Genomic DNA, 26,872 nt, shown 5'->3' with positions numbered 1-26,872 from the left:
GAATGGTCAAACTTTTAATGCAATTGGTATAATGTGGCTGCTATTGAAAATAAGCCAAACTGATCAAAAAAAGCACCAATGGGTGCCTTTTTTGATTATAAAATAATTCGATGTCCGTACTGCGATTATTTTATCTTCTTTATTTTTGCCGGTGAGGCATTTTTCACTTTCACGCGACGGCCTTGCATGTTTTTCTCGGCAATCACTTGAGCGCCAGCATTGTCGGCACGTTGCTGCTTCTTGGCAAAGCTGCGACGAGTTTGCAGCTGTTTAATCAACAGATCTCGACTACCCACCTCGTAACCTGGAACCGTTACACGGCGTAGCTTTTGGCCAATCAATTTTTCAATATCAGCTAATGTACGTTCCTCTTCACGACTGACAAATGAGATGGCAACGCCAGATTTACCTGCTCGGCCAGTACGGCCTATACGATGAACATAATCTTCTGCAAGAAAAGGTAGGTCGTAGTTGACTACGTATTCAAGGTCTTGAATGTCGAGGCCGCGAGCTGCTACTTCGGTTGCAACTAGCACGCGCATTTTACCTTCTTTAAATTCACGCAGTGCACGACGTCGGCTACCTTGCGCCTTTTCGCCGTGTACGACTGCTGTAGGAATACCATCTAGATTTAGCTCTTTCTCGAGTTTATCTGCGGCATCACGGGTGGCTGTAAACACCAATACTTGTTGCCAGTTTTTCTTTCCGATAAGTTCTGAAAGTAGCTCGCGCTTACGACGTTGCTCTACTGGGTATATAACTTGGCTAACGGTATCTGCGGTGGTGTTCTGTTTGTCAGCTGTGATGACGTTGGGTTTTACCATCATCTCACTGGCAAGCTTTTTCACAGGAGCAGAGAAGGTGGCTGAGAACATTAAGTTCTGACGCTTGCTGTTCACTGCTTGTAGAATTTTTTGGATATCGGCACTAAAACCCATATCTAGCATACGGTCAGCTTCATCGAGTACTAAAAAGTCGACATTTGAAAGGCTAAGATTACAGGCAACGATATGCTCAAGTAAGCGACCTGGCGTAGCGATAATAATATCGGCACCGCGCTTTAACTTAGTGGCCTGGCTATCCATTTTTACGCCGCCGACAATAGTGACGACATTGACCTCAAGGTATTTCGCGTAATCATTGATGTTGTCGGCAATTTGCGCTGCTAACTCGCGAGTAGGCGTTAAGATTAACGCTCGGGCGTTAGAGCGCTGCGTCGCGCTTGGGTTATCGAGCATTTTTTGCAAGATAGGCAGTGAAAATGCAGCCGTTTTACCTGTACCGGTTTGGGCGCTAGCTAACACATCCTGACCACGGCGAACCGCTGGAATTGCCTGCTGCTGAATAGGTGTCATTTTTTGATAACCACATTCAGAGATGGCGCGCAAAATCTCGGGAGCAAAACTAAAAGATTCAAATCTCATGATGAGGGTCCTGTAATCAACTATTCAACCGCTAGCGAACGGCGCTAACTTCTATCTACCATTAAAATGGCGGTGGCGGAGTATAGCAAACTTTAGCTTAAAACCTGTACTTATTTTATAGGGGCTGTTGATCTTTCGAGCTTAGTTTTTGTTCGAATTCAATGCTTCTAGTACAAGGCTTGAGCGATAAAGCTTAGCTGGCTAAGTGAAAAGCTCATAACACCGTAATAGAAGCATTGAATCGAACCCAAAGGGCCGCGTTTCTTGGCTATTTTTACTGTGTTGTAGACTATTTGTGGAGAATAACTAAACGGCATAGCCTCCGCCTTGTCAAAATAGCCAATAAACTGCGGCAAAAACAACCGTGAAAGATCTACAGCCCCTAGACTACGACAAATGAAATTAATAAAAAAGCAGCGCTGATGCGCTGCTTTATCGAGGAGCGGTATTATATCGCTGCGGTAACCTTGTTGAGCCAAGCCAGTTCTGTGCCTTGCATGTGTGGAGTTAGCTTTTCTCGCACCTGCTGGTGGTATTGGTTGAACCACTCAATTTCAGCGCTAGTCAGTAAGCTCTTATCTATCAGTCGAGCATCCATAGGGATAAAAGTTAGTGCTTCAAACTCCAACATTTCACGCTCACTATTGGCTAAGGTGACTGATGGACGCACTGCGACTAAGTTTTCCAGCCGAATACCGAATTCATTGGCACGGTAATAGCCTGGCTCATTTGATAACACCATACCCGGCAATAAAGCGATAGCGCTTCTATTCTTAGCAATACCTTGTGGCCCCTCATGGACGCTGAGGTAGTGGCCTACACCATGACCTGTACCATGATCGAAATCAAAACCATGTTGCCACAGGTACTGGCGAGCGAATGAGTCTAACTGTTGCCCCGATGTGCCCAGTGGAAACTTAGCTTGATCAATGGCGATATGGCCTTTTAATACCAAAGTCACCATTTTACGCTGTTCATCAGTCACTTCACCTATGGCAATGGTACGAGTGACATCGGTAGTGCCATCTAGGTACTGAGCACCAGAATCGACTAGATAGATACTGTTCATGCTCATCTGTGCCGGCGTGCCATCGTTGTGGTTGTAATGACACATCGCTGCGTTGGCGCCTGCGGCTGAAATAGTATCGAAACTTGGCTCTTGATATAGCGGATCTTCTAAGCGGAAGCCTTCTAGTTTATCGGCAAGTTGCCCTTCATCATATAGACGTTCTGCCTCAACTTCGCTATCGAGCCAAGCAAGAAAACGGCTAACGGCGACGCCATCACGAATATGACAGGCCTTCATGCCACCAAGTTCTGCTTGATTTTTTTGCGCTTTAGGCAGCGCGACAGGATCGGCAGCAGCAATAAGTTCTGCACCAGCATTTTTGGCGGTGATCTGTAACCATGCATTGGTGGTATCTGGGCTTGCGAGCACCTTTGCGCCAGTAAGCTTACCCAGCTCCGCTTCAAGTTCTGCTTCGGTTTTAAAACTAACGCCGTTACCGACATGCTGCTGTATGCCCTCAGGCAGCTTTGTAGTGTCAGTAAATAGCAGCATATCGCCGTTGGCATGAAGCAAGGCTGTACCTAAAACGACAGGCAAACGTGGCACATCTTTACCACGAATATTGAGTAGCCAACAGAATGAATCGAGTGCTGCGATAATCGCCACATCAGCGCCTGCGGCCTTTATTGCTGTGCCTATTGTGCTGCGCTTCTCTATGCTGCTGCGGCCGGCACTTTGTTCACAGAAGGCCATGATAGGTTCGCTTGATGCTTGTGGTCTATCGCTCCAGTTAAGATCGATTGGATTGTCTTTAACGGCAACTAACTGTATCTGGGCCTTGCTTAATGTATTACGAGTATTGTTGAACCAAGAAAGGGTGTGCAGTCTTGCGTCAAAGCCTACATTAGCGTTGGCACTGAGTTTCTCTGTCAGCCATTGGGCTTGCGGGGTGTCGTGCAAGCTTAAATATTCAAATAACTCTGCATCAACTTGTTGACGAACCTGCACCGTGTAACGACCATCGACAAATATAGCTGCGGAGTCTTTTAGAACTATGATCATGCCAGCAGAGCCGGTGAAACCACTAGCCCACAACATGCGCTCATTATGGGCTGGGACATATTCCCCCAAATACTCATCTGCACGTGGAATGATAAAAGCATCGAGATTAGATTTTTCCATCTCACTTCGAATAGCACTTAACCGTGCGGCAATAGTATTTGACATTAATGGCTCCCACCTAGCATTTATACAGCAACAGGGTATTGGCTGCAGGCTATGAATTTTAGTTAGACTTTAGCGCGGAGGTTATCACAATCTATTATCGCTAGGGGAGTGGCTCACTCGCTTATTTGTATCACTTTTTTTACTAGTTTGTAGCATTGTCTGTGACTATAAGCCTATATTCAGTGGTTTACCTAGGTGAGTTAACACTAAATTCGTGCCACTATGTGGCAACAAATTTTTGATCAGAGTGACGACGTCGCGTGTTAATTGCGTTGTTTAAGGATAATAAAAAGCTTATGCCATTTAATGTATGGGTACTAACGTTGGCACAGGCATTTGCCATGAGTGCCACGCCAATGATGATGTTGTTAGGCGGTATTATCGGTGCTGAGATCGCGCCATCACCAGAGTTGGCAACTTTGCCGATAGCTTCTATGGTAATCGGCGTGGCGTTGTCTATTTTTCCAGTGTCTAAGTTAATGCAGGCTTTTGGTAGAAAGCGAGTCTTTATATTTGGCGCATTGGTGGCAGCATGCTCTGGGGCAATAGCTGCTGTTGCGACGTCACAGCAAAATTTTTTGCTGTTTTGTTTAAGCGGAATGATGCTAGGTTCTGCAGGCGCTGTGGTGCAGCAATATCGTTTTGCTGCGATGGAGTCAGTGTCTGAAAGCTTGGCAGCTAAAGCGGCCTCGAGGGTACTACTTGGTGGGCTGGTGGCAGCCATAATTGGACCTGAATTGGCAGTAATAGGTGGCATCTTGTCTGATCAAGCTTATGTTGGCGCTTTTTTCTTTCTAACCATGGTGAGTTTGATTGCTGCGCTCATTCTATGTTTTTATCGGGAAGCAAAAATCGAGTGTAACCCTACCAAGGAATTCACTGGAACCACGGGCCGGCCTCTAGGCGCAATATTGTTACAACCACGAATTTGGGTGGCGATTGCGGGGGCAACTTTGGGCTATGCCATGATGAGTTTTGTGATGACGGCTACTCCGCTACATATGCACCATATTGAGCATCATTCGCTTGCCGATACTAAATGGGTTATTCAAAGTCATATTATCGCTATGTACCTGCCTTCATTAATCAGCGGTGCATTAGTGGTACGTATTGGTGTTTCTAAGATGATGTTGCTCGGCTTACTTGCGTATGTGATCACCATTGTTACCGCGCTGCTTGGGCATGATCTACTTAATTATTGGGCCGCACTGGTATTACTTGGTCTAGGTTGGAATTTTCTATTTGTGGCGGGCACTGCTTTGCTACCTCGCTGTTATAACAAGGATGAACGCTACAAGGTGCAAGCGTTTAACGATAGCTTTGTTTTTGGTGCGCAAGCGATGGCGTCGCTGAGTGCTGGTTGGGTGATTTATGTTCTAGGGTGGGAGATATTACTGATCAGCTGTTTACCACTGATTGCAGCCTTACTGTTACTCATCGCTTGGTGGAAACTATCCAAAAGTCGCATGTTACAAAAAGATCGCTAGGGGCTGTTGAACTTTTGAGCTTAGTTTTTGTTCGATTCTTTACCGTAAGGAATTATGCTTTTAGGGCAAAGTTTGAGCGATGATGCTTAGCGAGCTAAGTGAAAAGCTCGTAACGCATTCTAATCATAGAATAATAAAAGCATTGAGTCGAACCCGAAGGGCCGCGCTTCTTGGCTATGTTGACTGTGTTACAGGTTATTTGGGCAGAATGACTAAACGACATAACCTCTGGCTTGTCAAAATAGCCAATAAACTGCGGCAAAAATAACCATGAAAGATCAACAGCCCCAACATGATATTAAGTTTGTTGTGGTAAGCTATTTAATCGATATTTGTGAACGTCTTAGGAGTAGTTGGTGCAAACATTAACGGTGGACATTAGTGGTTCAAAAGCCTTATTTGAGATTGAGACCCAAGGGCGAATTGAACAATATAAGATCGGTGCCAGCGATTCGTTCAATATAGACAGTTTAAACATTCAAATTGCTGAGCTAGAGCAAGACTATGATCTTAATGGCTACTCGCTGGGGATTGCCGTTCCTGGTTTGGTGCAAGACAAGCAATTAGTCACTTGTAAGTCACTTCCGGGGCTTAATGGTTTGTCAGCAGGGCAGTTGGTGACAAGGGCAAAGCAGATCATCATTGCTAACGACAGTGATGCTGCTATGCAAGCATTGTTAGAGCCTAAGCAGCAGTGTGAACTGCTAGTAATGTGTGATACCGGGATTGGTATGTCGATCGCGATTAACGGTAAACCTTTTACTGGGGCTGCGGGGATAGCTGGAGAGCTTGGGCATTGCAGAGTGATGACGGAATCTGGCGAATTTAATTTAGAAAGGCTTGCGAGTGGCGAGTCTATTGTGGCAAGAAACCTCAGTAGCAGCGCCGATCTATATCGCGCAGGTAGCTATTTAGGCATGGGGTTAGCTTGGGCTGTTAACCTTTTTAATCCCTCTCGAGTCTATCTTGCGGGCAGCATGATGAATAACCTTGATTACTACAAAGGTTGCGTCGACACATTGAAACAGATGGCATTAAGAGCGCCGTTGGCCAGTGCAAAAATTAATCGCGTTGATGACCGTGAAACCATAGTATGTCGCGGGCTAAAGGTGATGTTAACGAGTTAATGGCTAAGTCGAGTCATATTAAGGAGCGCTAGTCGCTCCTTTTTTATTGCTAATAAAACGATGCTTTCTACAGTTATACCAATCAGTATAAAGATTTGATCGCTCAGCGAGAGTTTAGCGGCTTTGAGGTAAGGTCATTAAATGCTCCTGCATTAATGACATTCACCACATCCATGTGGTTAGCAATGAATGAAGAGCATAGTTAAACTAGGTTCAAGTTCATTAACGCAGCATCAAAGCCGCTAAAACTCGCCTGTAGGAGTGTTTTTGGCTTGCTACTTCTGCGTTGAATAAACTCATAAGGGAACAACCATTATGTCATTTATCCGCCTTGAATTAGCGTGTCAAAAACGCTCTGAGTAGATCAACTTCTTATACTGATTGGTATTAAACTAGGCTTTTCGATAACTATTTATCAATTACCTGCAATTCTCAGTGAATTTTTGTATATTTTATGCTAGAAAGTGTGGCAGATATTCTAAAATAGATCTTCCTGTTTAAATATTGCCGTAGTAATAGCAATAAGATGGGAGGGCAGCTTCAATTATGATAAGCGCTGAACGCCGTGAATACGGGGTGACTTCGCCGCTTAGAATTAACTTTTAAGGTAAGGGTAAGCAGATGACTATAGGTGTAGGCGGTTCTACCGCAGAACAAGAGCTAGCAAAGCTCACAGACATGACTCAAGGCGCAGCGTCAATTAGCCGTGATGAATACTCAGCACGCATCGCAAACGCACAGTCAATAATGCAGGCTGAAGGAATTGCCGCTATTTATGTCAATGCTGGCACCAACCTATACTATTTTACTGGAACACGATGGTATGCCAGCGAGCGTATGGTAGGAGCGATTATCCCTGCTAGTGGCGCTGTTGAATACATCGCGCCCGCATTTGAAGTTGATACCCTAAATGGTTACATGACGATTGAAGGTAAGGTAAACACTTGGCAAGAAGATGAAAGCCCTTACGCACTATTTGGTGATGTATTGGCTCAAATGGGCATCAACTCAGGTGATATCGGTATTGATGAGTCTGCAGCATTCTTTATTTTTGATGGTGTTCGTCAAGCGCACCCACAGTTCAACTATGTTAATGCCAAACCTGCAACAGCGGGTTGCCGAATGATTAAATCTGCAACAGAGCTAAGTCTATTACAACGTGCTAAAGATATGACGTTAGAGGTACACAAAGCTGTGGCGCGTATACTTCGCGAAGGTATCACCACCACTGAAGTTGAAGCTTTTATTAATGCGGCGCACATAAAGGTTGGCATCCCTGCTGGATCTTATTTCTGTATTGTGTTGTTTGGCGAAGACAGTGCCTATCCGCACGGAGTTAAATCGCCAAAAGCTCTGGAGTTAAACGACACGGTATTAATTGATACTGGTTGCCAGTTGTTTGGCTATAACTCGGATATTACTCGCACTTATGTTTATGGTGAGCCAAGTGCGCGCCAGCGTGAATTGTGGCAGTGTGAGCAAGATGCGCAAATCGCAGCTTTTGAAGCCGCGCAACTGGGGGCGAGCTGTGCAAGTGTCGATCGCGCGGCCCGTGATGTGCTAGAAGCAAAAGGTTTTGGCCCTGGTTATGATGTACCTGGTTTGCCACATCGTACTGGGCACGGAATTGGCCTAGATATTCATGAATGGCCGTATTTAGTGCTTAACGATCAGACTCCACTCGCTGCAGGAATGTGTTTTAGTAACGAGCCAATGCTATGTGTCCCTGGTGAGTTTGGTGTACGTCATGAGGACCACTTCTATATGACAGATCAAGGCCCAGTTTGGTTTACTAAGCCTGCGCATTCAATCGATGATCCGTTTGGTTATCAAGCTTAACGATTACTCAAAAAATGACACAAAAAAGCCCGAATGGTTAACCGTTCGGGCTTTTTTTAAAAGCGATTGTTAATCGATACTGATGAGCTCGACATCAAAAATTAGCGTTGAACCGCCAGCAATTTTTCCAGCACTGCGATTGCCGTAGGCTAATTCACTTGGAATAAAAAAGCGTGCTTTCTCGCCAACAACCATCAGTTGCACACCTTCTGTCCAGCCCTTAATCACGCGATTTAATGGAAAGCCTATTGGCTCGCCGCGCTCAACAGAGCTATCAAATACGGTGCCGTCGATTAAAGTGCCATGGTAGTGAACGGTAACAGTATCACTTGCCTTGGGATGGACAGTACCATCGCCCGCCGCCAATACCTGATACTGCAACCCTGACGCGGTGGTGGTGACACCCTCTTTCAACTTGTTCTCTGCTAGAAAGGCATTACCCAGTTCAATATTCTCTTTAGCTGCTTTTTGGTTATTCATTGAAGTAAAGAAGTAAAAAATTACGCAGGCAATGACGACTACGGCGAGGATCATTTTCATTTTGATTCACTTTATTTATTGTCTTGAAGGCAATCATATCCAATTGCTATTGAGAGGTAAATCAACGCAAGCTTATAGCATGCGCTGGATCTGATCTGTAAATGAGGACAATAGTAGATAACACAGACCGAGATTAATTAATATCGTTAGCCAAAGTATTATTTTAAATGAGGTTTTAGCTGACTTATGCCTTAATGCTTGCTGCGCCAGTAACGCTCCAGGCCAACCACCAAGCAGTGCCAAAAGGTGCAGTCTAGACTCTTTTATACGCCAGCTTTGATTTTTTGCAGCTCGCTTATCCAGTGCGTAAGCGATAAAGGTAATACTAGATGCCGCTATAAAATAAACAGCGGCATCTAGTGGTATTATCGCCAAATAGTACAGTATGAAAATGCCGATAATCGCAAAAATGGCAAATAGACTCACAAGATTTAGTCGCCTACTTGTTGTCCGATGTTGGTGGTATTTATCTGCTTTTGGCATTGACTAGCGCTCTATACACTTCTAATTTGAATTCACTTATTCATAATCCCCCCCTCATAGAGGGGCTTCGACAGTTTAGCTGTACTGGCTATAATCATTGCCACGTACGTATTAGGGGTTGTTGATCTTTCGAGCTTAGTTTTTGTTCGGTTCTTTACCGTAAGGAATAATGCTTCTAGTACAAGGCTTGAGCGATAAAGCTTAGCTGGCTAAGTGAAAAGCTCATAACACCGTAATAGAAGCATTGAATCGAACCCAAAGGGCCGCGTTTCTTGGCTATTTATACTGTGTTGTAGACTATTTGTGGAGAATAACTAAACGGCATAGCCTCCGCCTTGTCAAAATAACCAATAAACTGCGGCAAAAACAACCGTGAAAGATCAACAGCCCCTAGTTTATCAAAATATGTAACGAGCAAAGGCGGGATTTAATGTTAAATATGGATTTAAGCCAGCGAGTCGTCATTAGAACCCAGCAGCAAGCTTGGTTAGCAAGCCCGTCTCCAACAGTATTTCGTAAACCGTTAGAACGCGCAGCAGCCGAAAGCGGGCATACAAGCAGCATTGTTAAGTATCAAGCTGGGGCGAGTTTTAAACGTCACTCTCACCCATTAGGGGAGGAGATACTGGTATTGGAAGGGATATTCTCCGATGAAGACGGTGATTATCCTGCTGGCACTTATATTCGTAATCCCCCTGGGAGCAGTCATGCGCCGTTCAGCAAAGAGGGTTGTGTGCTGCTGGTAAAGTTAAACCAGTTCGATAAACGTGATTTACAAAGGGTGCGGATTAATACTCGCACTAATGAATGGCGAGCGGGGATCGGTGGTTTACAGGTGATGCCGCTGCATGAGTTTGAGCATGAACATATCGCTTTAGTTAAATGGCCTGCGGGCGAACGCTTTCAAGCACATCGGCACTTTGGCGGTGAAGAGATTTTTGTGCTAAGTGGCGAATTTGCCGATGAGCATGGCGCTTATCCACAATACACCTGGCTGAGAAGCCCACATAACAGTGAGCATTTTCCATTTGTAATACAAGAAACCATTATCTATGTAAAGACAGGCCACCTTTACCTTAAAGGGTAATGGACATTAACACTTCTCGTCGCTGCAACACTCCTCTTGCAGAAAAGCAATTAACCCGTCTAAACATTCAAACTGAGGGATACAGTGCAACACTCTTCCCTCTCTTTGTTGCTTAACAAGGCCGGCAGACATCAAGCTTGAAAGGTGATGGGACAAGGTAGAGTTAGGGATCTGTAATGTCTCTTGTAGTTGTCCAACAGGTAAACCTGCGTGCCCCGCCTTTACTAAGCAGCGAAATAGCGTCAACCTTGTAGGGTGACCAAGTTCTTTCAATGCCTTCGCGGCAACGTCAATATCCATAATTTCAACTCAGTGTCATTGTTGTGATTGTCTTTAAGCGCAGAATTAGCTCGCCGTGATAAAGCTTTATTTCTCTGGCCTGCTATTATTTCGATTGTTGCCGAAATAATAGCAGGGTATACGCTGCCATTGAAGCTCTATCCGCAAATACTTTATTTTCTCAATGGTTTTTCTGAGATCCATAGCTTAATTGTGCCCTGCACCACTGCTACGCCGTCTGTATCATATGCCGTTACTGGCACTAACATGTCACCAACCACCCATTGCTCAGGCTTTACTTCAGCAATACAAGTGATATCACTGCCCGCTTTAGCAGTGTAATCAACACTCATCCCCTTAGGGATCCAACGTAAGTGACTCGGAATCGAAGCTTCTGCCATGGTGCCCATTGCCATCTCGAGACCATTACAAATTGCGATTACATGCACAGTTTGAATATGGTTGTGGACTAATTTACGTTTTTTAATAAGACAAACGCATTTATTCACTTTTAATTCACTGATAAAAGGTTTTACTGTACCGAAGTAAGGGGCCATGCGGCAGACCATGAGTGAAAATATCTTGTTGCCAAAGGGTAAGCGAGTAATTCGCTTGTATAGAGACATCACCTTGGTCGGTTTGTTGCTTGGCTTGTTATTAGTTGAATTGCTCATCTTCTTCCTTGTGAACTTTACTGGTCGGATGAGATTAACATTGAATTAACATCGATTGCTAGCGTCTTACTTGTTTCAAGAAAAAGATAAGCTTCGCTTCTCAGGTGTAGCGCAGTATAATTTTGGCAGATAACTCTACTGAGTCGATTAAGGAATAAAGTGAACTATTTAAAGACCTACCTTAAAGGGATGGCAATGGGAGCGGCTGATGTCGTACCTGGTGTTTCAGGTGGTACTATCGCCTTTATTACAGGCATTTTAGATCAACTGCTTGATAGCATAAAAAAGATTAGACCCTCTTTATTTAGCGTTATCAAGCAGCAAGGCGTTAAAGCGGCTTTTATGCACATTAATGGACCGTTTCTTGTATGTGTATTTGGTGGGATATTAACCAGTATTCTCACGTTAGCTAAGCTTATTACCTATCTACTGCATACTCATCCTATCCCCGTTTGGTCATTTTTCTTTGGGCTAATCGTAATATCTGTAGTGCACATGCTCAAACAGGTTAAGGGCTTCAGCGTTGGTCGGTTAGCCTTGTTCGTATTAGGGGTCGCCATTGCATGGGGGATCACTATGCTCAATCCTATTGCATTGGAGATGACCTACTTAAATGTGTTTCTCGGAGGCTGTATTGCCATTACCGCTATGATATTACCGGGGATCTCAGGCAGTTTTATTTTGTTGTTACTAGGGTTGTACACCTCGGTAATGGGAGCGGTTAAGGGATTTGATATTGCCATCATGGCAACATTTGCAGCAGGAGCCGCTACAGGCTTGTTGAGCTTTAGCCATGTATTGTCGCTATTATTACGTAAGTATCACGATGCAACATTGGTCTTCCTGACAGGGCTAATGTTGGGCACGCTGGGTAAGATTTGGCCTTGGAAAGAAGTACTGACTTTTCGTGAAAACTCAAAAGGTGAGATGGTGCCACTGGATGAGCGTATTTTGTCACCATTTCAGTATGAGCATATTACCGGTCAGCCTGCATTATTAAGCTATGCCATTGTCGCCATGCTATGCGGAGTCTTATTAGTATGGGGGCTTGAGCAATTCGCTAATAAAGACCGAACCTAATTTGAGTAAAGATATACCTAAATTAGGGGGGCTGATTTGAGTAATGGTAAATAAAATCATTACTCAAATCAGAGCATTGATACGAGTAGGCGGAATTAATTTATAATAGCTGTTTCGATGTTTGCCTCTAGGGCACTTTTACAGGTATATTGGCTTTTAAGACGTTCTATTGGTATTGATTTCAGCCAGCCTCTCAAAGTGTGAATAACAACGTGTTTGCAATCATCACTAATAATACTCGCTCGTTCAAAAGCGATTTTATCTCCATCATCATAGCGAAAGTTTTGTTTGTTTGTTGACTTAATAGAATTGTCATTTGAACTTATTTGAATCGCGCCTAATGCCAAGGTTTTTGAAAGTAAGCGACGCATGGTCTTAATGAGTGTCTCGCCATTGTTCGCTAACCAGTATTTTTCAGGTGATTCAATAGGCAATTTTGAAGATAAGACTTCTATTTGATTTTGGTAAAAGACTTTACGTTTTTTTCCTGTCACGTGTTGGTCTTTTTTCTGATAGACGAGAAACTGTGTCCTCAAAATCAGGGTGTCTTGTTTTTGATTGAGTAGGTAAATAGGGGTTATATCAAGTATGAAGTCAGAATCAGAATGGCTGTCACTGTAGCTTGCAAGCTTGAATCCACGTGACAGAGCAATGTCCTCAAGTTGTGATACTAGCGCCTGATTGGGAATATCTTTAACGAAAGAGCGATAAGGAATTGTAACTCTATCTGCTATATCTTGAGCTCTGTTTTTCTTATCATTTTTAATTGACTCCGTAATTGCAGCATGTGTGATGACAGATGCGAAGAAATCTACAGGAGTCACTGCTGGATATAATATTCCTGCGTGATCAACATTGGCTGCGCTGGCTTCTACTTTACCAATCATTAAAGCTGTCCCGTCAGGAACTTTAACGTAAAGTTGGCTGTTTTCTTTTAAGGTAATTCTGTTGTCTACATGTTTTACATAACCCTTAGATTGATGCGTACTGCAAGCTGACAGAAAAAATATGAGTATACTAAGGGAGATGACTTTAGGCATAAATATTCACTTTGTAGTGAAGGGAGATTGATCTCCCTTGGTCAATTTAGAGCGTAATGTTTGACTTGATCGCTTCTTTACCTGTCGCTATTACTTCATAAAGTGAATTTGTTAGCCCTGGAAATAACGGTGGTTCATCCCACTCAAGCTCTGAAGCTTTACGATTATTAAAAGGTTTATATAATACGTACTTATTATTTTCTAAATCAATGATGTATGCTTTTCCGGTAAATGTGGCGACAGGATCCATTGTTGGGACATAAGAGGAGTAGTTTCTATAGGCACCAACCTGTGTGACATCTACTACTAATAGATAGTTAATGCCCTTACTTTTATAGCTAGAATAATCTCTTGTAGCGACGTTTGGTGCTTTAGATTTGTTTTTCTTTAATTTTGTAACATCAATATTTCCTTGAAGAGCGACCGCGTCAACCCCTGTATCCAAAAGTATCTGAGTGAGTTCAGATTTTAGGTTTTTAATATCATCAACAGGGATAGTTTTTAGGTGCTCGTCTAATGATGAGTTAGCTGCAGATGCAACTGCGTAGCATAGCAAACAACTAGCCCCAGTAATGGTCGTTTCTGGCAATGGAATACTAGAGGTAATAACACCAACTTTCGCCTCTGTCTTTTTTAGGGCATTTGCATCTAAGGGAACAATAGGCTGTATTTTTGCTGCGCAACCACCAAGTATCATTGATGTTAGTACGACAAAAATGAGAGTGAATTTATCTTTCATGTTAGTCCTTTAATCGCTTGTAAATGTGTGTTTCCGCTATATTAAATTTTTGTCTATCTAAATGTAAAGTGAATGTTTTTTGTTTGAGGTTTGTTTGAGGTTTACAATAGAAAAGCTTTAGTCAATTAATCTGTTTAATTGGGGAAAGTTTGGATTTTGTCACTAGTTTGTAGCTTTTATTGTAGTTGTTTTTAGGTATTAGTTTTTTATAGAACCTTATAGATTATACTTTTTAATTGGTTGAAAATACTTGGAGTGAACTCTGACGCTTTGAAAGCGTTTCCACCTAAAAAGTGCCTCCAATACAAGTAAGTTATACAATAGCTGCTTCCTACGGAGTTAAATATTTATTTTTATTAATGTAACTTGCAACTTAAATTAAGATCGTAATGGTAGTGGCTATTTTGATTTATATGCAATTAAAGTTGGAATTAGAGCTTTTTTACATAAGGGCTTGTGCGTTTCGACAGAGATTAAAAAGTCTCAATTCAATTTGTACATATTAGTTCATCATGGTCGTGGCTTGATTGTGGCGCTTTAATTTAGAAATCGTTCAAGTTTATTCAACTATTTGTTGGGAACAATATCTTGATCCAAGCCTGTTAACCCCCTCTGAATTTTTACCTTCAGCTGAAAGCGTATAAAAAGCAGTGCCTAAAAATTCTTTAGGGAACACAAAGGTGACCTCTCAAGTATTTTGATCTAACAAAAATGGCTTGGTGCTTATTACGCACAAAACAAGGCTAACTTTTTGTAAAAAACTCCTTTATGCTAAAGCACTAAATTAATTTTTATTAAAAGGGATTTTCATGAAATATTTAGCAGCGTTATCTTTGGTTTTAGTGTTGTCGGCATGTGGCTCTAATGCCAGCTACTCGGTTTCTGCCAGTTCAGATGATGATGTGATGGGCTCTCGACAAGCGCCGATGATGAGTGACAATCCCCCGATTATTAATGACGATCTGGTGAAGGAAGCAGATGAGAAAGAGCAGGCTAGTAAAGCAAAAGAATAGAGCGCCACAGAGTGAACGCTCTAGCTTATAGCTGGTAATTAAGAGCTTTTACGGCTGTTATCGACCTGCTTCTTATCGTAATACTCAAAGGGAAACATATTTCTTATCCTTTGAGTTATATCATCGCCGACATTGGCTGATACATGCAATCTGACGCCGTTGAGTTTTTCAGCTCTAATGGTACAGGTCAGTTTGTTAGTTTTGGCGATAGCGCGGCACTCTTTTTCAAACTTCTCGGGGATCTTACCTTTGTGGGCGTTTAATCTGCCTTCTTTAAAATGCATTTCAAAAACGGTTAACCCTCTTTTACCGCTGAAAATCAATTTGTAGACAATGAAGATACCGATAGCAATAAAAGCGATTTTGAGTAGCGTTGGCGTCATATCTATTCCTTTTATTTTAGGGACTGTAGATCTTTCACGGTTGTTTTTTCCGCAGTTTATTGGCTATTTTGACAAGGCGGAGGCTATGCTGTTTAGTTATTCTCCACAAATAGTCTATAACACAGTATAAATAGCCACGAAACGCGGCCCTTTGGGTTCGATTCAATGCATCTATTCTTTTATGACTAGCATGTGTTATGAGCTTTCACTTAGCCAGCTAAGCTTCATCGCTCAAGCCTTGTACTAGAAGCATTATTCCTTACGGTAAAGAACCGAACAAAAAATAAGCTCGAAAGATCAACTGCTCCTAGTCCTATCACCTAAGATACTCTGGCTGATTGCTTTTTTAAAGTGGGCAGAGCACAGTTTGCCAAGATTTGTAATTTTTAATCAATAGGATATATTGATGTTAATTGCGTTATGCAATTCAGATAGTTAATACAGTGTGTATTAGCGGCCAAGGAGTGATGGCTGGCTATTCTTTTCAGTAAAGGAAGACAATATGAGCGTTTCTAACGCAAAAAGATGGGCTGAGCTGTGTCAACAGCAGGCTGAGTTGATTGATAATCTGACTCGTGTTTTCCCCGAGCGCAGTGATGAACATGCACATTTGAGTGACCATTGGCGTGAGGTTGGTCGGAAGATCACCGAGGGTGAAGTTGTTTTAATGCCAAAACTTAGATAATTGAATATCAGTCAGCTAATAAAAAACCGCCAACAGGCGGTTTTTTTATGGGTAGGAAACAAGGTAAAAGCAGTATTAGAAAGCGTAGCTCGCTGACGCTAATACTGTGCCATCGTTTCTCCAAGGCTCAGATGAGTCGATGATATTGTCTGAGCTTAAGTTAGTATCTAACCAAGCTAAAGACAGCGCCACACCACCAAGCTCTGTTGAGACGCCAATCGAATAGTCGGCGTAGTCTTCGCCCCAATCATAGTCTGCGCCGTCGCCATAGCTGTAACCTACGTGAGCATCAATACTCCAGTTTTCAAAAATCTCATAGGAGTAGTTAAGCTCGGTATAGTTTAGCGCTACATCGGCATTTGAATAATCATTGGTATACCACTGAGCAAGATGAAAATCGCCATAGTATAAGCCGACAGAAGCTTCTAAATACTGTGAACTTTCATCTTGTCCAGGGTAGGTATAGTAGGTCAATGTAACGTCATATTCCCACTCTTCATCAGCACCGAAAGCCCCGGCATATCCGGCATAAATATCAACTTCTACATCGGCATCATAGCTAGCATCATCAACATTACTTGCCCACACACCAAGGAAAATACCATTTTCCATGCTGTAATCTACGCTGCCTTGAACGGCAAAGTCACCAGCTGTCTGAGATACGCCGCGGAAGCGGTAATCATTGGTCACCCCTATCTCACCTGAGAACTCTGCTTGAGCAAGTGGTGCAATTAGCGCTGTTGATAAGGTTAGACCGACAACTTGGGCAATCCGTTTTTTATTTAATTTTTTATACACGGTAGTTTCTCCATTTTACTATGTTGACTTAGATGCTTGGTTATTGTGTTTTAAGCACCTTATGGTTTTGCCAAACAGCAGCATTTGCTACGACCTCATGGCGAGAATCATCAATCTAGGTGAAACAAAAACCTAAGATTGAGTTGAATCCTAATTCGGTTTTATTGGGCGTTTGACTCGAAAATCACGTACACTTTTCGGCAATCTTCAAGTACCTCCCAGCTGCCCTTAAATCCCGCTGGGATCACAAATCTATCGCCAGCTTTTACGGTGGTTTGATTGCCAATGCTGTCGGTGATCACGCTCGCCCCTGATAGAATTTCACAGTATTCATGTTCGCTATAAGAGACTTTCCAGCGGCCAATATCACCTTGCCAAACGCCAGCATGAAACTGCTCACAATCACTTGAGTAATGGTTTTGCAGCTGCTGCTGAGGGTCACCCTGAAGCCGTTTTTCTGCAGCTAGCTTGTAACGCTCAACGGCGGTATTGATGGCCGAAAAATCAATAATTGAATCAATGCCTATGCTCATCGGACTCTCTATTCCTTTTACGTGCATGAGTTATGTTATTGGGTGATAAAACGACAAATGCGCAGCGTTAACTGCGCATTTTTCGGTTACTTCATTGTTGGCATTACAAACTCAGCCTTTGCTTGCTTACTTGGCTGCGGCCAGCGAGCGGTAATTGCTTTACGTTTGGTGTAAAAACGCACTCCATCTGGACCATGCATATGCAGAGGACCAAACAGTGAACGCTTCCAGCCACCAAAACTATGGAAAGCCATTGGCACTGGGATCGGTACGTTCACCCCAACCATGCCCACTTGCACGTGATGACAGAAATGACGCGCCGCTTCACCGCTTTGGGTAAAGATTGCGGTGCCGTTACCAAACTCATGGTCATTGATGAGTTGCAACGCTTCGGCGTAGTCTTTTACTCGCACAATGGCGAGTACTGGGCCGAAGATCTCCTCTTTATAGATGGTCATCTCAGGGGTGACATGATCAAACAAACAGCCACCTAAGAAATAACCTTGTTCATGGTCAGCAACGGTTAGCGCTCTGCCATCGGCCAGTAACTTGGCGCCTTCATTGAGGCCCGTTTCAACATAGCTGGTCACTTTCTCTAGGTGTTGCGTCGAGATTAGTGGCCCCATATCCATCTCTGGCGTCACGCCGTTCCCGACTTTTAGTGCTTTGATTTGCGGCAGTAGCTTTTCAACGAGTGCATCGCCAGAATCTCCAACCGCTAGCACGACAGATATCGCCATGCAGCGCTCGCCCGCACTACCGTAGGCTGCGCCCATAAGGGCGCCAACGGCTTGGTCTAGATCTGCATCTGGCATTAATACCATGTGGTTTTTAGCACCGCCTAAGGCTTGAACACGTTTACCGTGTGCTGAAGCGGTAGCATAAATATATTCTGCAATAGGGGTTGAACCAACAAAGCTAACCGCATGCACATCTTTATGAGTGAGCAGGGTATCTACCGCCTCTTTGTCGCCATTAACGACGTTGAATACACCATCAGGTAACCCAGCTTCGGTAAGTAGTTCAGCCATACGCATCACTGAGCTTGGGTCTTTCTCTGACGGCTTCATGATAAAGCTATTACCGCAGGCAATGGCAATAGGGAACATCCACATGGGTACCATCACCGGGAAATTGAACGGTGCAATACCCGCCACAACGCCTAAAGACTGGTTTAAGGTCCACGCATCGACGCCGCCGCCGACTTGTTCTGTATGCTCACCTTTCAATAGGTGCGGAATACCACAGGCAAACTCAACCACTTCTAGCCCACGAATGATCTCACCTTTAGCATCGTCGAGTACCTTGCCGTGCTCGCGAGTGATCAGCTCTGCCATCTCATCCATATTAGCTTCGACCAGCGCTTTGAACTTGAATAGCACTCGAGAACGGTTTAGTGGAGTGACTTTAGACCAAGACTCATGAGCCTTTTTTGCTATTTCAATGGCACCAGCAACATCTGCTGCGCTGGCTAAGGAGACACTGCCGCGCTGCTCTCCCGTTGCTGGCTCATAAAAAGCTTGTGTACGTTGGCTAGGCGCAGTGTGGCCGCCATTTATGTAATGGTTAATCGTGTGCATAGCGCAAAAATCCTAATTCTAATTCCCTTTAGGGAGCCAATGGTGTTTATAGGTTTTAATGGATTAGCCTGTTGCAGTTATCACCTAAACTCGGACAATTAAGGCAACAGGCTTGAGATTAACCGACAGCGCTAATCGCATCCGATAAGGTATTAATGATGGTATCGACCTGTTGTTTATCGATGATCAACGGCGGTGATATAGCAATAATATCGCCAGTTGCCCGCACTAAGGTGCCATTAGCAAAGCAGTGCTCAAAGATACCAAAGCCACGCTTGCCGACTCCTTTATCACTTGGGGCAAACTGAATACCGCCGACCAAGCCGGTGTTGCGGATATCGATGACATTGGGCAAGCCTTTTAAGCTGTGTACAGCATCCTCAAAATAGCCTTCAAGTTCGCGGCTGCGTTCAAATAGCTTTTCGTTTTCATAGATATTTAGGGTGGCGATAGCGGCCGCAGCTGCCACTGGGTGGCCTGAGTAGGTGTAACCATGAAACAGCTCGATGGCGTTTTCTGGTCCTTGCATGCAAGTGTCGTAGATGGCGTCATCTATCAACACCGCGCCCATAGGAATGGCACCATTGTTAAGTGCTTTGGCTGTGGTGATCATATCTGGAGTGACTCCCCAGCGCTGACTTGCAAAGGCATCACCAACACGGCCAAAGCCGGTAATTACTTCGTCAAAAATCAATAAAATGCCGTACTTTTTAGTGATATCACGTAATTTTTGCAAATAGCCTTCTGGTGGCAAGATAACGCCAGCAGAACCTGACATCGGCTCAACAATCACCGCCGCGATATTCTCGGCACCGTGCAGGGCGACTAACTGCTCAAGCACTTCTGCTTTTTCTGCACCAGTCTTTGGCATGCCACGGCAAAAGGCATTTTCTTGCATATCAAGTGTATGGGGTAGATGGTCAACACCTTGTAGTAGCTGCTGATTAAAGGTCTTGCGGTTGTTACCAATACCCCCGACTGAAATACCGCCAAAGCCGACGCCGTGATAGCCAAGCTCACGGCCAATAAAGCGTGTACGAGTCGCTTCACCATTGGCGCGATGATAAGTCAGGGCAATTTTAAGGGCGCTATCAACAGACTCAGAACCTGAATTGGTAAAGAAGGCCTTATTCAGTCCTTCTGGACTTATCTGCGCTAAACGTTCAGCCAGTTCAAAAGCAAGCGGGTGACCCATTTGGAAAGAGGGCGCATAGTCCATCTCGTGGATCTGCTTGCTAACGGCTTCAGAGATCTCTTTTCGTCCATGACCAGCATTGCAGCACCAAAGTCCTGCAGTACCATCTAATATGGGGCGACCAGCAGTGTCTTTGTAATACATGCCCTCGGCATGAGCCAGCATTCTGGGGTTAGACTTAAATTGTCTATTGGCCGTAAACGGCATCCAGTAATTTGATAAAGACGGTGTTTCGCTGTGGTGGTGCGTCTTTGAATCTGCCATATCATCTACCTTGATTCAGTTTAATTATTGTTGTTTTTTTAGTAAGTGTTGCTTTTTTAATCGAGCGGTTGATATTTGCTATGCTATGTCAGAAATAATGAACATGAAAGCTTTTTGTGCATTTATTTATAGCAAAAAAGAACTTTTTGTAAAATATATTGAAATTTAGGGGCGGTTAAGCGTAATCTTGCTTAATACCTTCTTGGGGTCGGTTGCCGTTTATAGGTAAAAAGAGCCCATTTAAAGCGATTCTAATAATTACATACAGCGTTAAGAGGTCATCATGAGCACACCCGAAAACCGCAGCCAGTGGCAAGCACTCGCAGATTCAATCGCTATTAATGGTTCAGCGTTCATCGCTGGCGAATATGTTGAGTCACAATCGAAAGCGACCTTTGACTGCATCAGTCCTATAGATGGCAAAGTGTTGGCAAAAGTGGCGAGCTGTGATGAGGCTGATGCTAATATTGCCGTTAGCAATGCCAGAGCAACATTTGAAAGTGGTGTGTGGGCAAACCTGCCGCCTGTTAAACGTAAACAGGTGATGATCCGTTTTGCCGATCTGCTCGAAGAGCATGTTGATGAGTTGGCGCTGCTAGAAACGCTTGATATGGGCAAACCTATTCAATATTCCCGTGCAGTGGATGTTGCTGGCGCTGCGCGCTCTATTCGTTGGTCAGGTGAGGCAATAGACAAGATTTATGATGAGATAGCGCCTACTGCCCATAACGAGATCGGTATGATCACTCGTGAGCCAGTCGGTGTTGTTGCTGCCATTGTGCCCTGGAACTTCCCGCTATTAATGGCATGCTGGAAATTGGGGCCTGCATTGGCAACGGGCAACAGTGTGGTATTAAAGCCCTCTGAAAAATCACCTCTAACCGCTATTCGTATGGCAGAGCTTGCCATTGAAGCGGGGATCCCTAAAGGCGTGCTAAACGTACTGCCGGGTTTTGGTCATACCGTTGGTAGAGCCTTAGCGCTGCATATGGACGTTGATACCTTAGTCTTTACCGGTTCGACCAAGATAGCCAAACAGCTGATGGTTTACGCGGGTGAGTCAAACATGAAACGTGTTTGGTTAGAGGCGGGTGGTAAGAGCCCGAATATCGTATTTAATGATGCCCCCGATCTTAAAAAAGCCGCTCAAGCTGCGGCGTGCGCCATTGCGTTCAACCAAGGCGAAGTGTGTACTGCAGGTTCACGTCTATTAGTTGAAGCCGGCGTTAAAGATGAGCTTATCGGCCTCATTGCTGAAGAGTTACAAGCTTGGCAGCCGGGTCATCCACTGGATCCAAATACCACATCGGGCGCGGTGGTTGATAAACAGCAGCTCGACAATGTATTAGGCTACATTCAATCGGGTAAAGATGAAGGGGCTGCGCTCAACTTTGGTGGCCGCCAAGTGATGCAAGACAGCGGCGGCGTCTATGTTGAGCCGACTATTTTCTCCGGTGTTGATAACAAGATGACTATCGCTAGAGAGGAGATCTTTGGCCCAGTGTTATCGGTGATCACCTTTGATGGCATGCAGCAAGCGATTGAGATAGCAAACGACAGCATCTATGGCTTAGCCGCTGGCGTGTGGACCGCTGATATTAGCAAAGCCCACAAAACGGCTAAAGCACTGCGCAGCGGTATGGTATGGATAAATCATTATGATGGCGGTGATATGACCGCACCGTTCGGCGGTTATAAGCAGTCGGGTAACGGCCGCGATAAATCACTGCATGCGTTTGATAAATACACCGAGATAAAAGCGACTTGGATCGCGCTGGATTGAGCTTGAGCTAAGCGATAAGGAAAGCCAGCCTCATTAGAGGCTGGCTTTTTTCTAATTCTTACCTTGGTTCGACCTATTAACTCCGTAATAAATTCATCTCACCGATAATGTAGCCTAATTTATCTTTGTTTCATCTATCGAATTTAGGTGCTAATTGCTCCTTTAACTGTAATCGTAGAAGTTAGATGTTTTAGATGGTTCAATCACTCTGTTTTCCTTATGTCAGGAGGTGTTTCTGCGTAGAATATCTTGGCTAAAATACTATGAGGTCGGCGTCTAGGTATTTCTTTGGCGAGCTCATTGCTATCTGAACAGACTGTTTTGGTTTCTAGAGCCTCATTATTATAGAATAATTATAGGGCTGTATTTTATAGTAGATATTTAGATTCTTGAACTGCTGTAACCTATATATTTCTGCTTTATGCTGATTAGGCTTTGCGAGTTGTGCTATTGATAAAAAATGATAATAATCAGTACCATACCTCTTATAATAAAATTCACTCTAATTACTGTTAGCAAACTGTTAACATGTCATGCTTATGTCCTATTTTTTATATTGAAAAATAGCCTTATAGCATGGAAATAACTTGTCATGGATAACTTAGTTAAGAAAGTCGGCAGTGGACTACTGCTCGCCATTATTAGCACCAGCTTTGTTTGGGCTGCAAATGGCTCCCCCAGTGAACCTGGTGAAAATGAGTTTTTAAGTGGTGCATCAGAATTTGACCTTGAACGATTAAACCCAAACCCGGAACTAGAGGTTTTGTCTAATAATTTAGCAGGTGAAAACATCTCATTAGTCGATGGCTCAATTTCATTTTCTATTACCGATATTCATATTCCGCTCTCATCAAATTTGGCCGTATCTGTACAGCGTAATTATTCAAGATTGCAAGGGAAGAGTCAGAGGCAGGCATCGGCATTTGGAGATTGGGAGTTAAATACTCCTACAATTGAATCAACTTATATTATTGGGGACACTAGGTTAACACCTAATGGATATGCAGAAACCGCATGTAGCCGAGCATTAACGGCCGGACCAATCAGAGCTGCGCTTGGTCAAACTGTGGAGCAGTATGAATATTTTAACGGTGTCGATATAAATATTCCTGGAAAAAGTAGTGGGAAGCTAATGGATAGCACAGGGCCTGCAGACTACACTACAAAGGATAACTTTGCTGTTTTTTGTAAAAAAGATACTGCAGGTAACGAGTATTATAGTGTTAACTCTCCTGATGGGGTGACCTATACATTTTCTCAGCGCATAACTGAAAAAGCTAAGCCTTTAATGAAGGCTTTCAAAGCCGCTGCAAGGAAAAAATTAATTTACGCGGTATCTCAAATAGAGGACTCATCTGGTAACCGTATTAAGTATAGTTATGTCGATTCTAGAATAGCTAGTATTAGCTATATTGCAGTGGGAGTACCATCAGAAGAGTTAGTTCGTTTTAACTATGATAGTTTGAATCGTATATCTACGATTGTTGCTGCTGGTAAATCTTGGGCTTATTCATATTCAGGGCAAAATTTATCAAGTGTTACAAGGCCTGACGGTAATAATTGGTTATATAATTTTCCTGAATATCATGAATATGCACCGCAAGTTTTACCTCTAAATTTTGGTAGAGATAGTTTAGTCACTACTGCTCAAGCGCAATGTCAATTCGAAGCTAAAAAGCTAGACCGAAAAGAGTTTTATGTTACTCACCCTAACGGGGCTTTTATCCAGTTTAATGTGGGTTTATTAGTGCATGGGAAAACTGATGTCCCTAGTGCTCAGATGATTAGTGCTAGTGGTATTACCAATAAACCTCTTTTTAATATAAATGCTTGCTATGGCAATATAGGGGTAATTAGTAAAAAAATCACTCTAAGCCCAAATACTAGCTATCAATGGAATTATCAATTTAGTAACGATGGTGCTCATTGGGACTCTTCGGGCTTTAATCCCTCTATGTGGGTTGGTATTGCTAATCCTAGATTTAATTCAAATGCACTTTTAGATGGTGAAAAACAAACAAAATGTGCACAAATCTCCGATTGTAACGTAATTCCAAACGATTTAGGCTTTGAACAATACGACTTACGCTTATTGACTGTGACGGAACCCGACTTGTCGAAAAAGAGGTATTACATTAGCAAGCGCTGGGATCATACTGATGGTGAAATAGTTTCAACGCAGATATCTGACGCTAGCAGTACTCTACGGCTGAAAGAAGTAAAAGCATTTGTAAAAAGTGCAAAACTCGGCACAACAGAAATTAACTCAGAATTTGTTACGACAAACGAAAAAAACCTCGTCTATCGAGCTAATAACAGTAAGAAGAGTGTTGAGCAGGACGGGGTAATTTATACAAATGAATATACAAATTATAATTCTTATGGAACGCTTCTTACATCTGTTAGCTATAACAGTGTATCCCCCACACTGAAACGTTATAGTAAAACTGATTTCCAACATGATATAAATAAATGGCAACTCAACCTGCCAACGAAGTACTATCTTAATACATCATCAAGTTTTGGCTCTCCTTATAGAGAAACTATTTACAATAGTAAGTTACAACCTTATCAGCAAAAAACTATGGGGCGTTTAGTTACAACACATTCCTACCATATAGACGGTAATCTTAAAAAAACGACTTATAATGGCTCAAATCGTTATGAACAGTTTGAAGACTACTATCGTGGTAAAGCGCGTAAAATAACCCTTCCTTGCGCAATTTCAAATGGCTGTAATACCGCTAACGGTAGCACTGCCAATACTATGATTGCCAAAGTTGAGGTTAATAGTGATGGTACAACCAAGAGTGTGACGGATTTTAAGGGTTTTAAAACCTCTTATAGCTATAACGCTATCGGTTGGTTGACTAAAGTTGATTATGCTGATTCAAACTGGACAGACAAAATCATCAGTTACGCCAAAGTAACGAGTGCCAACGACGGCATTAGCGGTAGTGGTATTGCTGTGGGGCAGTTAAAGCAAACCATTACACAAGGTAATTTTGAGCAGAAGATATATCATGATGGTTTATTGCGGCCTACGTTTACAAGGACGCGCGATAAAGCAGATGGCTCAACCATTAATTATCAGCGTAATAATTATGACTATGATAATCGGCCAACGCTGCAAACCTACCCTAGCAGTAGTGCCAGTAATACCATTGGTATGACGACTGAATACGATGCTCTTGGGCGTGTAATAACTAGCACGCGCCAAAGTGATAATGCTTTCACTACAGTGGAGTACCTAAGTGGTAATCGTAAACAAGTCACTGACGCCAAAGGTAATGTGACCACCACAACTTATCAAGCATTTGGTAGCCCGAGCTATAGTAAGCCTACTCTGATTGAAGCGCCAGACAGCAGCGATACTCGCATTAGTTACAACAAGTTTGACCAAGTCACTTCAATCTCCCAAGGTGGTGTGACTGAAAAACGCTTATACGATGCTTATCAGCAGTTATGTAAGACTTACCGCCCAGAAACAGGCGTAACCGCCTATGGTTATAACGCCCAGCGTCAGCCTATTTGGCGCGCAGAAGGGACTAATGGCGGCAGTAGTAGCTGCGCTGCGGCTTCAGTTCCCGCCTCGCATAAAGTACTGTTAGCCTATGACAACTTTGGGCAATTGAAAACTGAGAACTTTCCCGATACAACTCCAGATAACCACTACCGCTATGACGCCAATGGTAACTTAACCAAGCTCACATCGGGCAGCGGCAGCAGTGCTATTGTCTGGGATTACCAATACAACTCACTCAATTTGGTTGAAAAAGAATCCTTAGCCATTGATGGCAAGAGCTTTGTGCTGGACTGGGGATATAACGCATTAGGTGCGATTTCCTCACTGAAGTACCCTTCAGGTGAGACCGTTAGTTATGCACCAAACGCCCTCGGACAAGCAACCAAGGCGGCAATAACGGCTTACCAGTATGCCAGTGACCTCAGTTATCATCCCAACGGGCAACTCAAGCGTTTACGTTACGGCAACGGTATTGAGCGCAATATCGCGCTCGACAGCACAGGCCGGATTGACGAGATAAATGATAAGAAAGGCAGCAGCTACCAGTTACGCCTGGACCCTCGCTACGATAAAAACGACAACGTCACCGGGGTCATCGACTGGGTAAGCCGCGTTAACGACATCGACAATATGCACTATGACGGTGTTGATCGCCTTGAAAGCGCCGACGGTAAGTGGGGAACGGGCAGTTATAGCTACGATGGTTTAGGCAATATCCTCAGTCGCAGTATCAATGGTTCTAGCATTAATTATCATTACAACAGCTTAAATCGCCTTAACAATATTACTGGCGCCTATCGTTACAGTTACGGTTATGACACCCGTGGTAACGTCAAACACAACGGCCGCTACGGCTTAACCTTTAATCGCGCTAATCAGGTGACCGCCGCCAAAGATAATAGTTATCGCTATGATGGCCATAATCGACGGGTCAAGCAGACCACACCTAAAGGGGTTAGCTACAGCGTTTATAGCCAAGGTGGTCAACTTCTCTATCGACGTAAGCCAAACGGGAACCATATAGACAGCGTGTATGTAGGTAAACAACTAGTTGCCGATGTTGAACGTCGTTGAAGG

At 43.5% G+C, this 26,872-nt stretch carries 23 protein-coding genes; 9 read left to right on the top strand and 14 right to left on the bottom strand.

The window, feature by feature from the left end; translation table 11 throughout:
- Positions 1-125 precede the first annotated feature (125 nt).
- The 3 genes from SWP_RS18745 to SWP_RS18735 all read right to left on the bottom strand — a co-directional run bounded on the left by SWP_RS18745 (position 126) and on the right by SWP_RS18735 (position 3,660).
- Positions 126-1,424: a DEAD/DEAH box helicase gene (locus SWP_RS18745; protein ID WP_020914198.1), complete on the bottom strand. Its 1,299-nt coding sequence runs from the start codon at positions 1,422-1,424 to the stop codon at positions 126-128.
- A gap of 167 nt (positions 1,425-1,591) precedes the next feature.
- Positions 1,592-1,741: a hypothetical protein gene (locus SWP_RS24260; RefSeq protein ID WP_187148514.1), complete on the bottom strand. Its 150-nt coding sequence runs from the start codon at positions 1,739-1,741 to the stop codon at positions 1,592-1,594.
- A gap of 131 nt (positions 1,742-1,872) precedes the next feature.
- The gene (locus tag SWP_RS18735; RefSeq protein ID WP_020914196.1) at positions 1,873-3,660 is read right to left on the bottom strand and encodes an aminopeptidase P family protein; all 1,788 of its coding nucleotides are present in this window, start codon (positions 3,658-3,660) and stop codon (positions 1,873-1,875) included.
- A gap of 296 nt (positions 3,661-3,956) precedes the next feature.
- On the opposite strand from SWP_RS18735, the gene SWP_RS18730 reads away from it, so the two are divergent.
- The 3 genes from SWP_RS18730 (at position 3,957) to SWP_RS18720 (ending at position 8,113) form a co-directional block, all read left to right on the top strand.
- A complete protein-coding gene (locus SWP_RS18730) occupies positions 3,957-5,147 on the top strand; it encodes an MFS transporter (protein WP_044556090.1) in 1,191 nt (396 codons plus the stop codon).
- Between the two features lie 356 nt (positions 5,148-5,503).
- A complete protein-coding gene (locus SWP_RS18725) occupies positions 5,504-6,274 on the top strand; it encodes an ROK family protein (RefSeq protein ID WP_020914193.1) in 771 nt (256 codons plus the stop codon).
- 621 nt (positions 6,275-6,895) lie between these two features.
- Positions 6,896-8,113: a M24 family metallopeptidase gene (locus tag SWP_RS18720; protein WP_020914191.1), complete on the top strand. Its 1,218-nt coding sequence runs from the start codon at positions 6,896-6,898 to the stop codon at positions 8,111-8,113.
- A 69-nt stretch (positions 8,114-8,182) separates the two neighbouring features.
- Here the strand turns inward: SWP_RS18720 and SWP_RS18715 are convergent, their stop codons facing one another.
- Entirely contained in the window at positions 8,183-8,653 is a 471-nt protein-coding gene (locus SWP_RS18715) for a BamJ family beta-barrel-assembly machinery protein (RefSeq protein WP_020914190.1), read from the bottom strand.
- Positions 8,654-8,725: 72 nt separating this feature from the next.
- A complete protein-coding gene (locus tag SWP_RS18710; protein WP_020914189.1) occupies positions 8,726-9,136 on the bottom strand; it encodes a DUF1294 domain-containing protein in 411 nt (136 codons plus the stop codon).
- Between the two features lie 430 nt (positions 9,137-9,566).
- Here SWP_RS18710 and SWP_RS18705 point away from each other — a divergent pair, with 430 nt between their 5' ends.
- A complete protein-coding gene (locus tag SWP_RS18705) occupies positions 9,567-10,223 on the top strand; it encodes a cupin domain-containing protein (protein ID WP_020914188.1) in 657 nt (218 codons plus the stop codon).
- 6 nt (positions 10,224-10,229) lie between these two features.
- Here SWP_RS18705 and SWP_RS18700 read toward each other — a convergent pair whose 3' ends face one another.
- Together SWP_RS18700 and SWP_RS18695 are read right to left on the bottom strand one after the other, a co-directional pair.
- The gene (locus SWP_RS18700) at positions 10,230-10,523 is read right to left on the bottom strand and encodes an ArsR/SmtB family transcription factor (protein ID WP_020914187.1); all 294 of its coding nucleotides are present in this window, start codon (positions 10,521-10,523) and stop codon (positions 10,230-10,232) included.
- Between the two features lie 152 nt (positions 10,524-10,675).
- Positions 10,676-11,176 (bottom strand): hotdog fold domain-containing protein, encoded by a 501-nt coding sequence (locus SWP_RS18695; RefSeq protein WP_020914186.1) that lies wholly within the window; start codon positions 11,174-11,176, stop codon positions 10,676-10,678.
- 159 nt (positions 11,177-11,335) lie between these two features.
- Between SWP_RS18695 and SWP_RS18690 the strand changes: the two genes are divergently transcribed.
- The gene (locus tag SWP_RS18690; protein WP_044556089.1) at positions 11,336-12,256 is read left to right on the top strand and encodes a polyprenyl-phosphate transporter; all 921 of its coding nucleotides are present in this window, start codon (positions 11,336-11,338) and stop codon (positions 12,254-12,256) included.
- A gap of 95 nt (positions 12,257-12,351) precedes the next feature.
- Here the strand turns inward: SWP_RS18690 and SWP_RS18685 are convergent, their stop codons facing one another.
- Positions 12,352-13,296, bottom strand: a complete 945-nt coding sequence (locus SWP_RS18685) for a hypothetical protein (protein WP_020914184.1) — start codon at positions 13,294-13,296, stop codon at positions 12,352-12,354.
- A gap of 46 nt (positions 13,297-13,342) precedes the next feature.
- Entirely contained in the window at positions 13,343-14,035 is a 693-nt protein-coding gene (locus SWP_RS18680) for a hypothetical protein (protein WP_020914183.1), read from the bottom strand.
- Between the two features lie 809 nt (positions 14,036-14,844).
- Between SWP_RS18680 and SWP_RS18675 the strand changes: the two genes are divergently transcribed.
- Positions 14,845-15,048 carry a hypothetical protein gene (locus SWP_RS18675; RefSeq protein ID WP_020914182.1) on the top strand — a complete coding sequence of 68 codons (204 nt, stop codon included), beginning with the start codon at positions 14,845-14,847 and terminating at the stop codon, positions 15,046-15,048.
- Positions 15,049-15,086: 38 nt separating this feature from the next.
- Here SWP_RS18675 and SWP_RS18670 read toward each other — a convergent pair whose 3' ends face one another.
- Entirely contained in the window at positions 15,087-15,431 is a 345-nt protein-coding gene (locus tag SWP_RS18670) for a DUF3634 family protein (RefSeq protein WP_020914181.1), read from the bottom strand.
- Between the two features lie 502 nt (positions 15,432-15,933).
- On the opposite strand from SWP_RS18670, the gene SWP_RS18665 reads away from it, so the two are divergent.
- Positions 15,934-16,116, top strand: coding sequence for a hypothetical protein (locus SWP_RS18665; RefSeq protein ID WP_020914180.1), 183 nt, complete (start codon positions 15,934-15,936; stop codon positions 16,114-16,116).
- A gap of 75 nt (positions 16,117-16,191) precedes the next feature.
- On the opposite strand, the gene SWP_RS18660 is transcribed toward SWP_RS18665, so the two are convergent.
- From SWP_RS18660 to aptA, 4 genes are all read right to left on the bottom strand, one after another.
- A complete protein-coding gene (locus SWP_RS18660; RefSeq protein WP_020914179.1) occupies positions 16,192-16,914 on the bottom strand; it encodes a TorF family putative porin in 723 nt (240 codons plus the stop codon).
- Between the two features lie 161 nt (positions 16,915-17,075).
- Complete coding sequence (locus SWP_RS18655; protein WP_020914178.1) at positions 17,076-17,447, bottom strand: cupin domain-containing protein; 372 nt, start codon at positions 17,445-17,447, stop codon at positions 17,076-17,078.
- A gap of 86 nt (positions 17,448-17,533) precedes the next feature.
- Positions 17,534-19,027 carry a CoA-acylating methylmalonate-semialdehyde dehydrogenase gene (locus tag SWP_RS18650; protein WP_020914177.1) on the bottom strand — a complete coding sequence of 498 codons (1,494 nt, stop codon included), beginning with the start codon at positions 19,025-19,027 and terminating at the stop codon, positions 17,534-17,536.
- A gap of 118 nt (positions 19,028-19,145) precedes the next feature.
- A complete protein-coding gene (gene aptA, locus SWP_RS18645; RefSeq protein ID WP_020914176.1) occupies positions 19,146-20,486 on the bottom strand; it encodes an omega-aminotransferase AptA in 1,341 nt (446 codons plus the stop codon).
- A 283-nt stretch (positions 20,487-20,769) separates the two neighbouring features.
- Between aptA and SWP_RS18640 the strand changes: the two genes are divergently transcribed.
- Both SWP_RS18640 and SWP_RS18635 read left to right on the top strand, forming a co-directional pair.
- Complete coding sequence (locus tag SWP_RS18640) at positions 20,770-22,269, top strand: aldehyde dehydrogenase (protein WP_020914175.1); 1,500 nt, start codon at positions 20,770-20,772, stop codon at positions 22,267-22,269.
- Between the two features lie 592 nt (positions 22,270-22,861).
- Positions 22,862-26,869, top strand: coding sequence for an RHS repeat domain-containing protein (locus SWP_RS18635; protein WP_020914174.1), 4,008 nt, complete (start codon positions 22,862-22,864; stop codon positions 26,867-26,869).
- Positions 26,870-26,872 lie beyond the last annotated feature (3 nt).

Origin of the sequence: Shewanella piezotolerans WP3, from assembly GCF_000014885.1 — a bacterium.
Classification (GTDB): Bacteria; Pseudomonadota; Gammaproteobacteria; order Enterobacterales; family Shewanellaceae; genus Shewanella; species Shewanella piezotolerans.
Note: the sequence above shows the minus strand (reverse complement) of the source record. Positions and strands in the feature narration are given on the sequence as shown.

Excerpts from the sequence above, each read along its gene's own strand:
- SWP_RS18745 (WP_020914198.1), bottom strand. The coding sequence starts at position 1,424 with ATGAGATTTGAATCTTTTAGTTTTGCTCCCGAGATTTTGCGCGCCATC.
- SWP_RS24260 (WP_187148514.1), bottom strand. The coding sequence starts at position 1,741 with ATGCCGTTTAGTTATTCTCCACAAATAGTCTACAACACAGTAAAAATA.
- SWP_RS18735 (WP_020914196.1), bottom strand. The coding sequence starts at position 3,660 with ATGTCAAATACTATTGCCGCACGGTTAAGTGCTATTCGAAGTGAGATG.
- SWP_RS18730 (WP_044556090.1), top strand. The coding sequence starts at position 3,957 with ATGCCATTTAATGTATGGGTACTAACGTTGGCACAGGCATTTGCCATG.
- SWP_RS18720 (WP_020914191.1), top strand. The coding sequence starts at position 6,896 with ATGACTATAGGTGTAGGCGGTTCTACCGCAGAACAAGAGCTAGCAAAG.
- SWP_RS18715 (WP_020914190.1), bottom strand. The coding sequence starts at position 8,653 with ATGAAAATGATCCTCGCCGTAGTCGTCATTGCCTGCGTAATTTTTTAC.
- SWP_RS18710 (WP_020914189.1), bottom strand. The coding sequence starts at position 9,136 with ATGCCAAAAGCAGATAAATACCACCAACATCGGACAACAAGTAGGCGA.
- SWP_RS18705 (WP_020914188.1), top strand. The coding sequence starts at position 9,567 with ATGTTAAATATGGATTTAAGCCAGCGAGTCGTCATTAGAACCCAGCAG.
- SWP_RS18700 (WP_020914187.1), bottom strand. The coding sequence starts at position 10,523 with ATGGATATTGACGTTGCCGCGAAGGCATTGAAAGAACTTGGTCACCCT.
- SWP_RS18695 (WP_020914186.1), bottom strand. The coding sequence starts at position 11,176 with ATGAGCAATTCAACTAATAACAAGCCAAGCAACAAACCGACCAAGGTG.
- SWP_RS18685 (WP_020914184.1), bottom strand. The coding sequence starts at position 13,296 with ATGCCTAAAGTCATCTCCCTTAGTATACTCATATTTTTTCTGTCAGCT.
- SWP_RS18680 (WP_020914183.1), bottom strand. The coding sequence starts at position 14,035 with ATGAAAGATAAATTCACTCTCATTTTTGTCGTACTAACATCAATGATA.
- SWP_RS18675 (WP_020914182.1), top strand. The coding sequence starts at position 14,845 with ATGAAATATTTAGCAGCGTTATCTTTGGTTTTAGTGTTGTCGGCATGT.
- SWP_RS18670 (WP_020914181.1), bottom strand. The coding sequence starts at position 15,431 with ATGACGCCAACGCTACTCAAAATCGCTTTTATTGCTATCGGTATCTTC.
- SWP_RS18665 (WP_020914180.1), top strand. The coding sequence starts at position 15,934 with ATGAGCGTTTCTAACGCAAAAAGATGGGCTGAGCTGTGTCAACAGCAG.
- SWP_RS18655 (WP_020914178.1), bottom strand. The coding sequence starts at position 17,447 with ATGAGCATAGGCATTGATTCAATTATTGATTTTTCGGCCATCAATACC.
- SWP_RS18650 (WP_020914177.1), bottom strand. The coding sequence starts at position 19,027 with ATGCACACGATTAACCATTACATAAATGGCGGCCACACTGCGCCTAGC.
- aptA (WP_020914176.1), bottom strand. The coding sequence starts at position 20,486 with ATGGCAGATTCAAAGACGCACCACCACAGCGAAACACCGTCTTTATCA.
- SWP_RS18640 (WP_020914175.1), top strand. The coding sequence starts at position 20,770 with ATGAGCACACCCGAAAACCGCAGCCAGTGGCAAGCACTCGCAGATTCA.
- SWP_RS18635 (WP_020914174.1), top strand. The coding sequence starts at position 22,862 with ATGGATAACTTAGTTAAGAAAGTCGGCAGTGGACTACTGCTCGCCATT.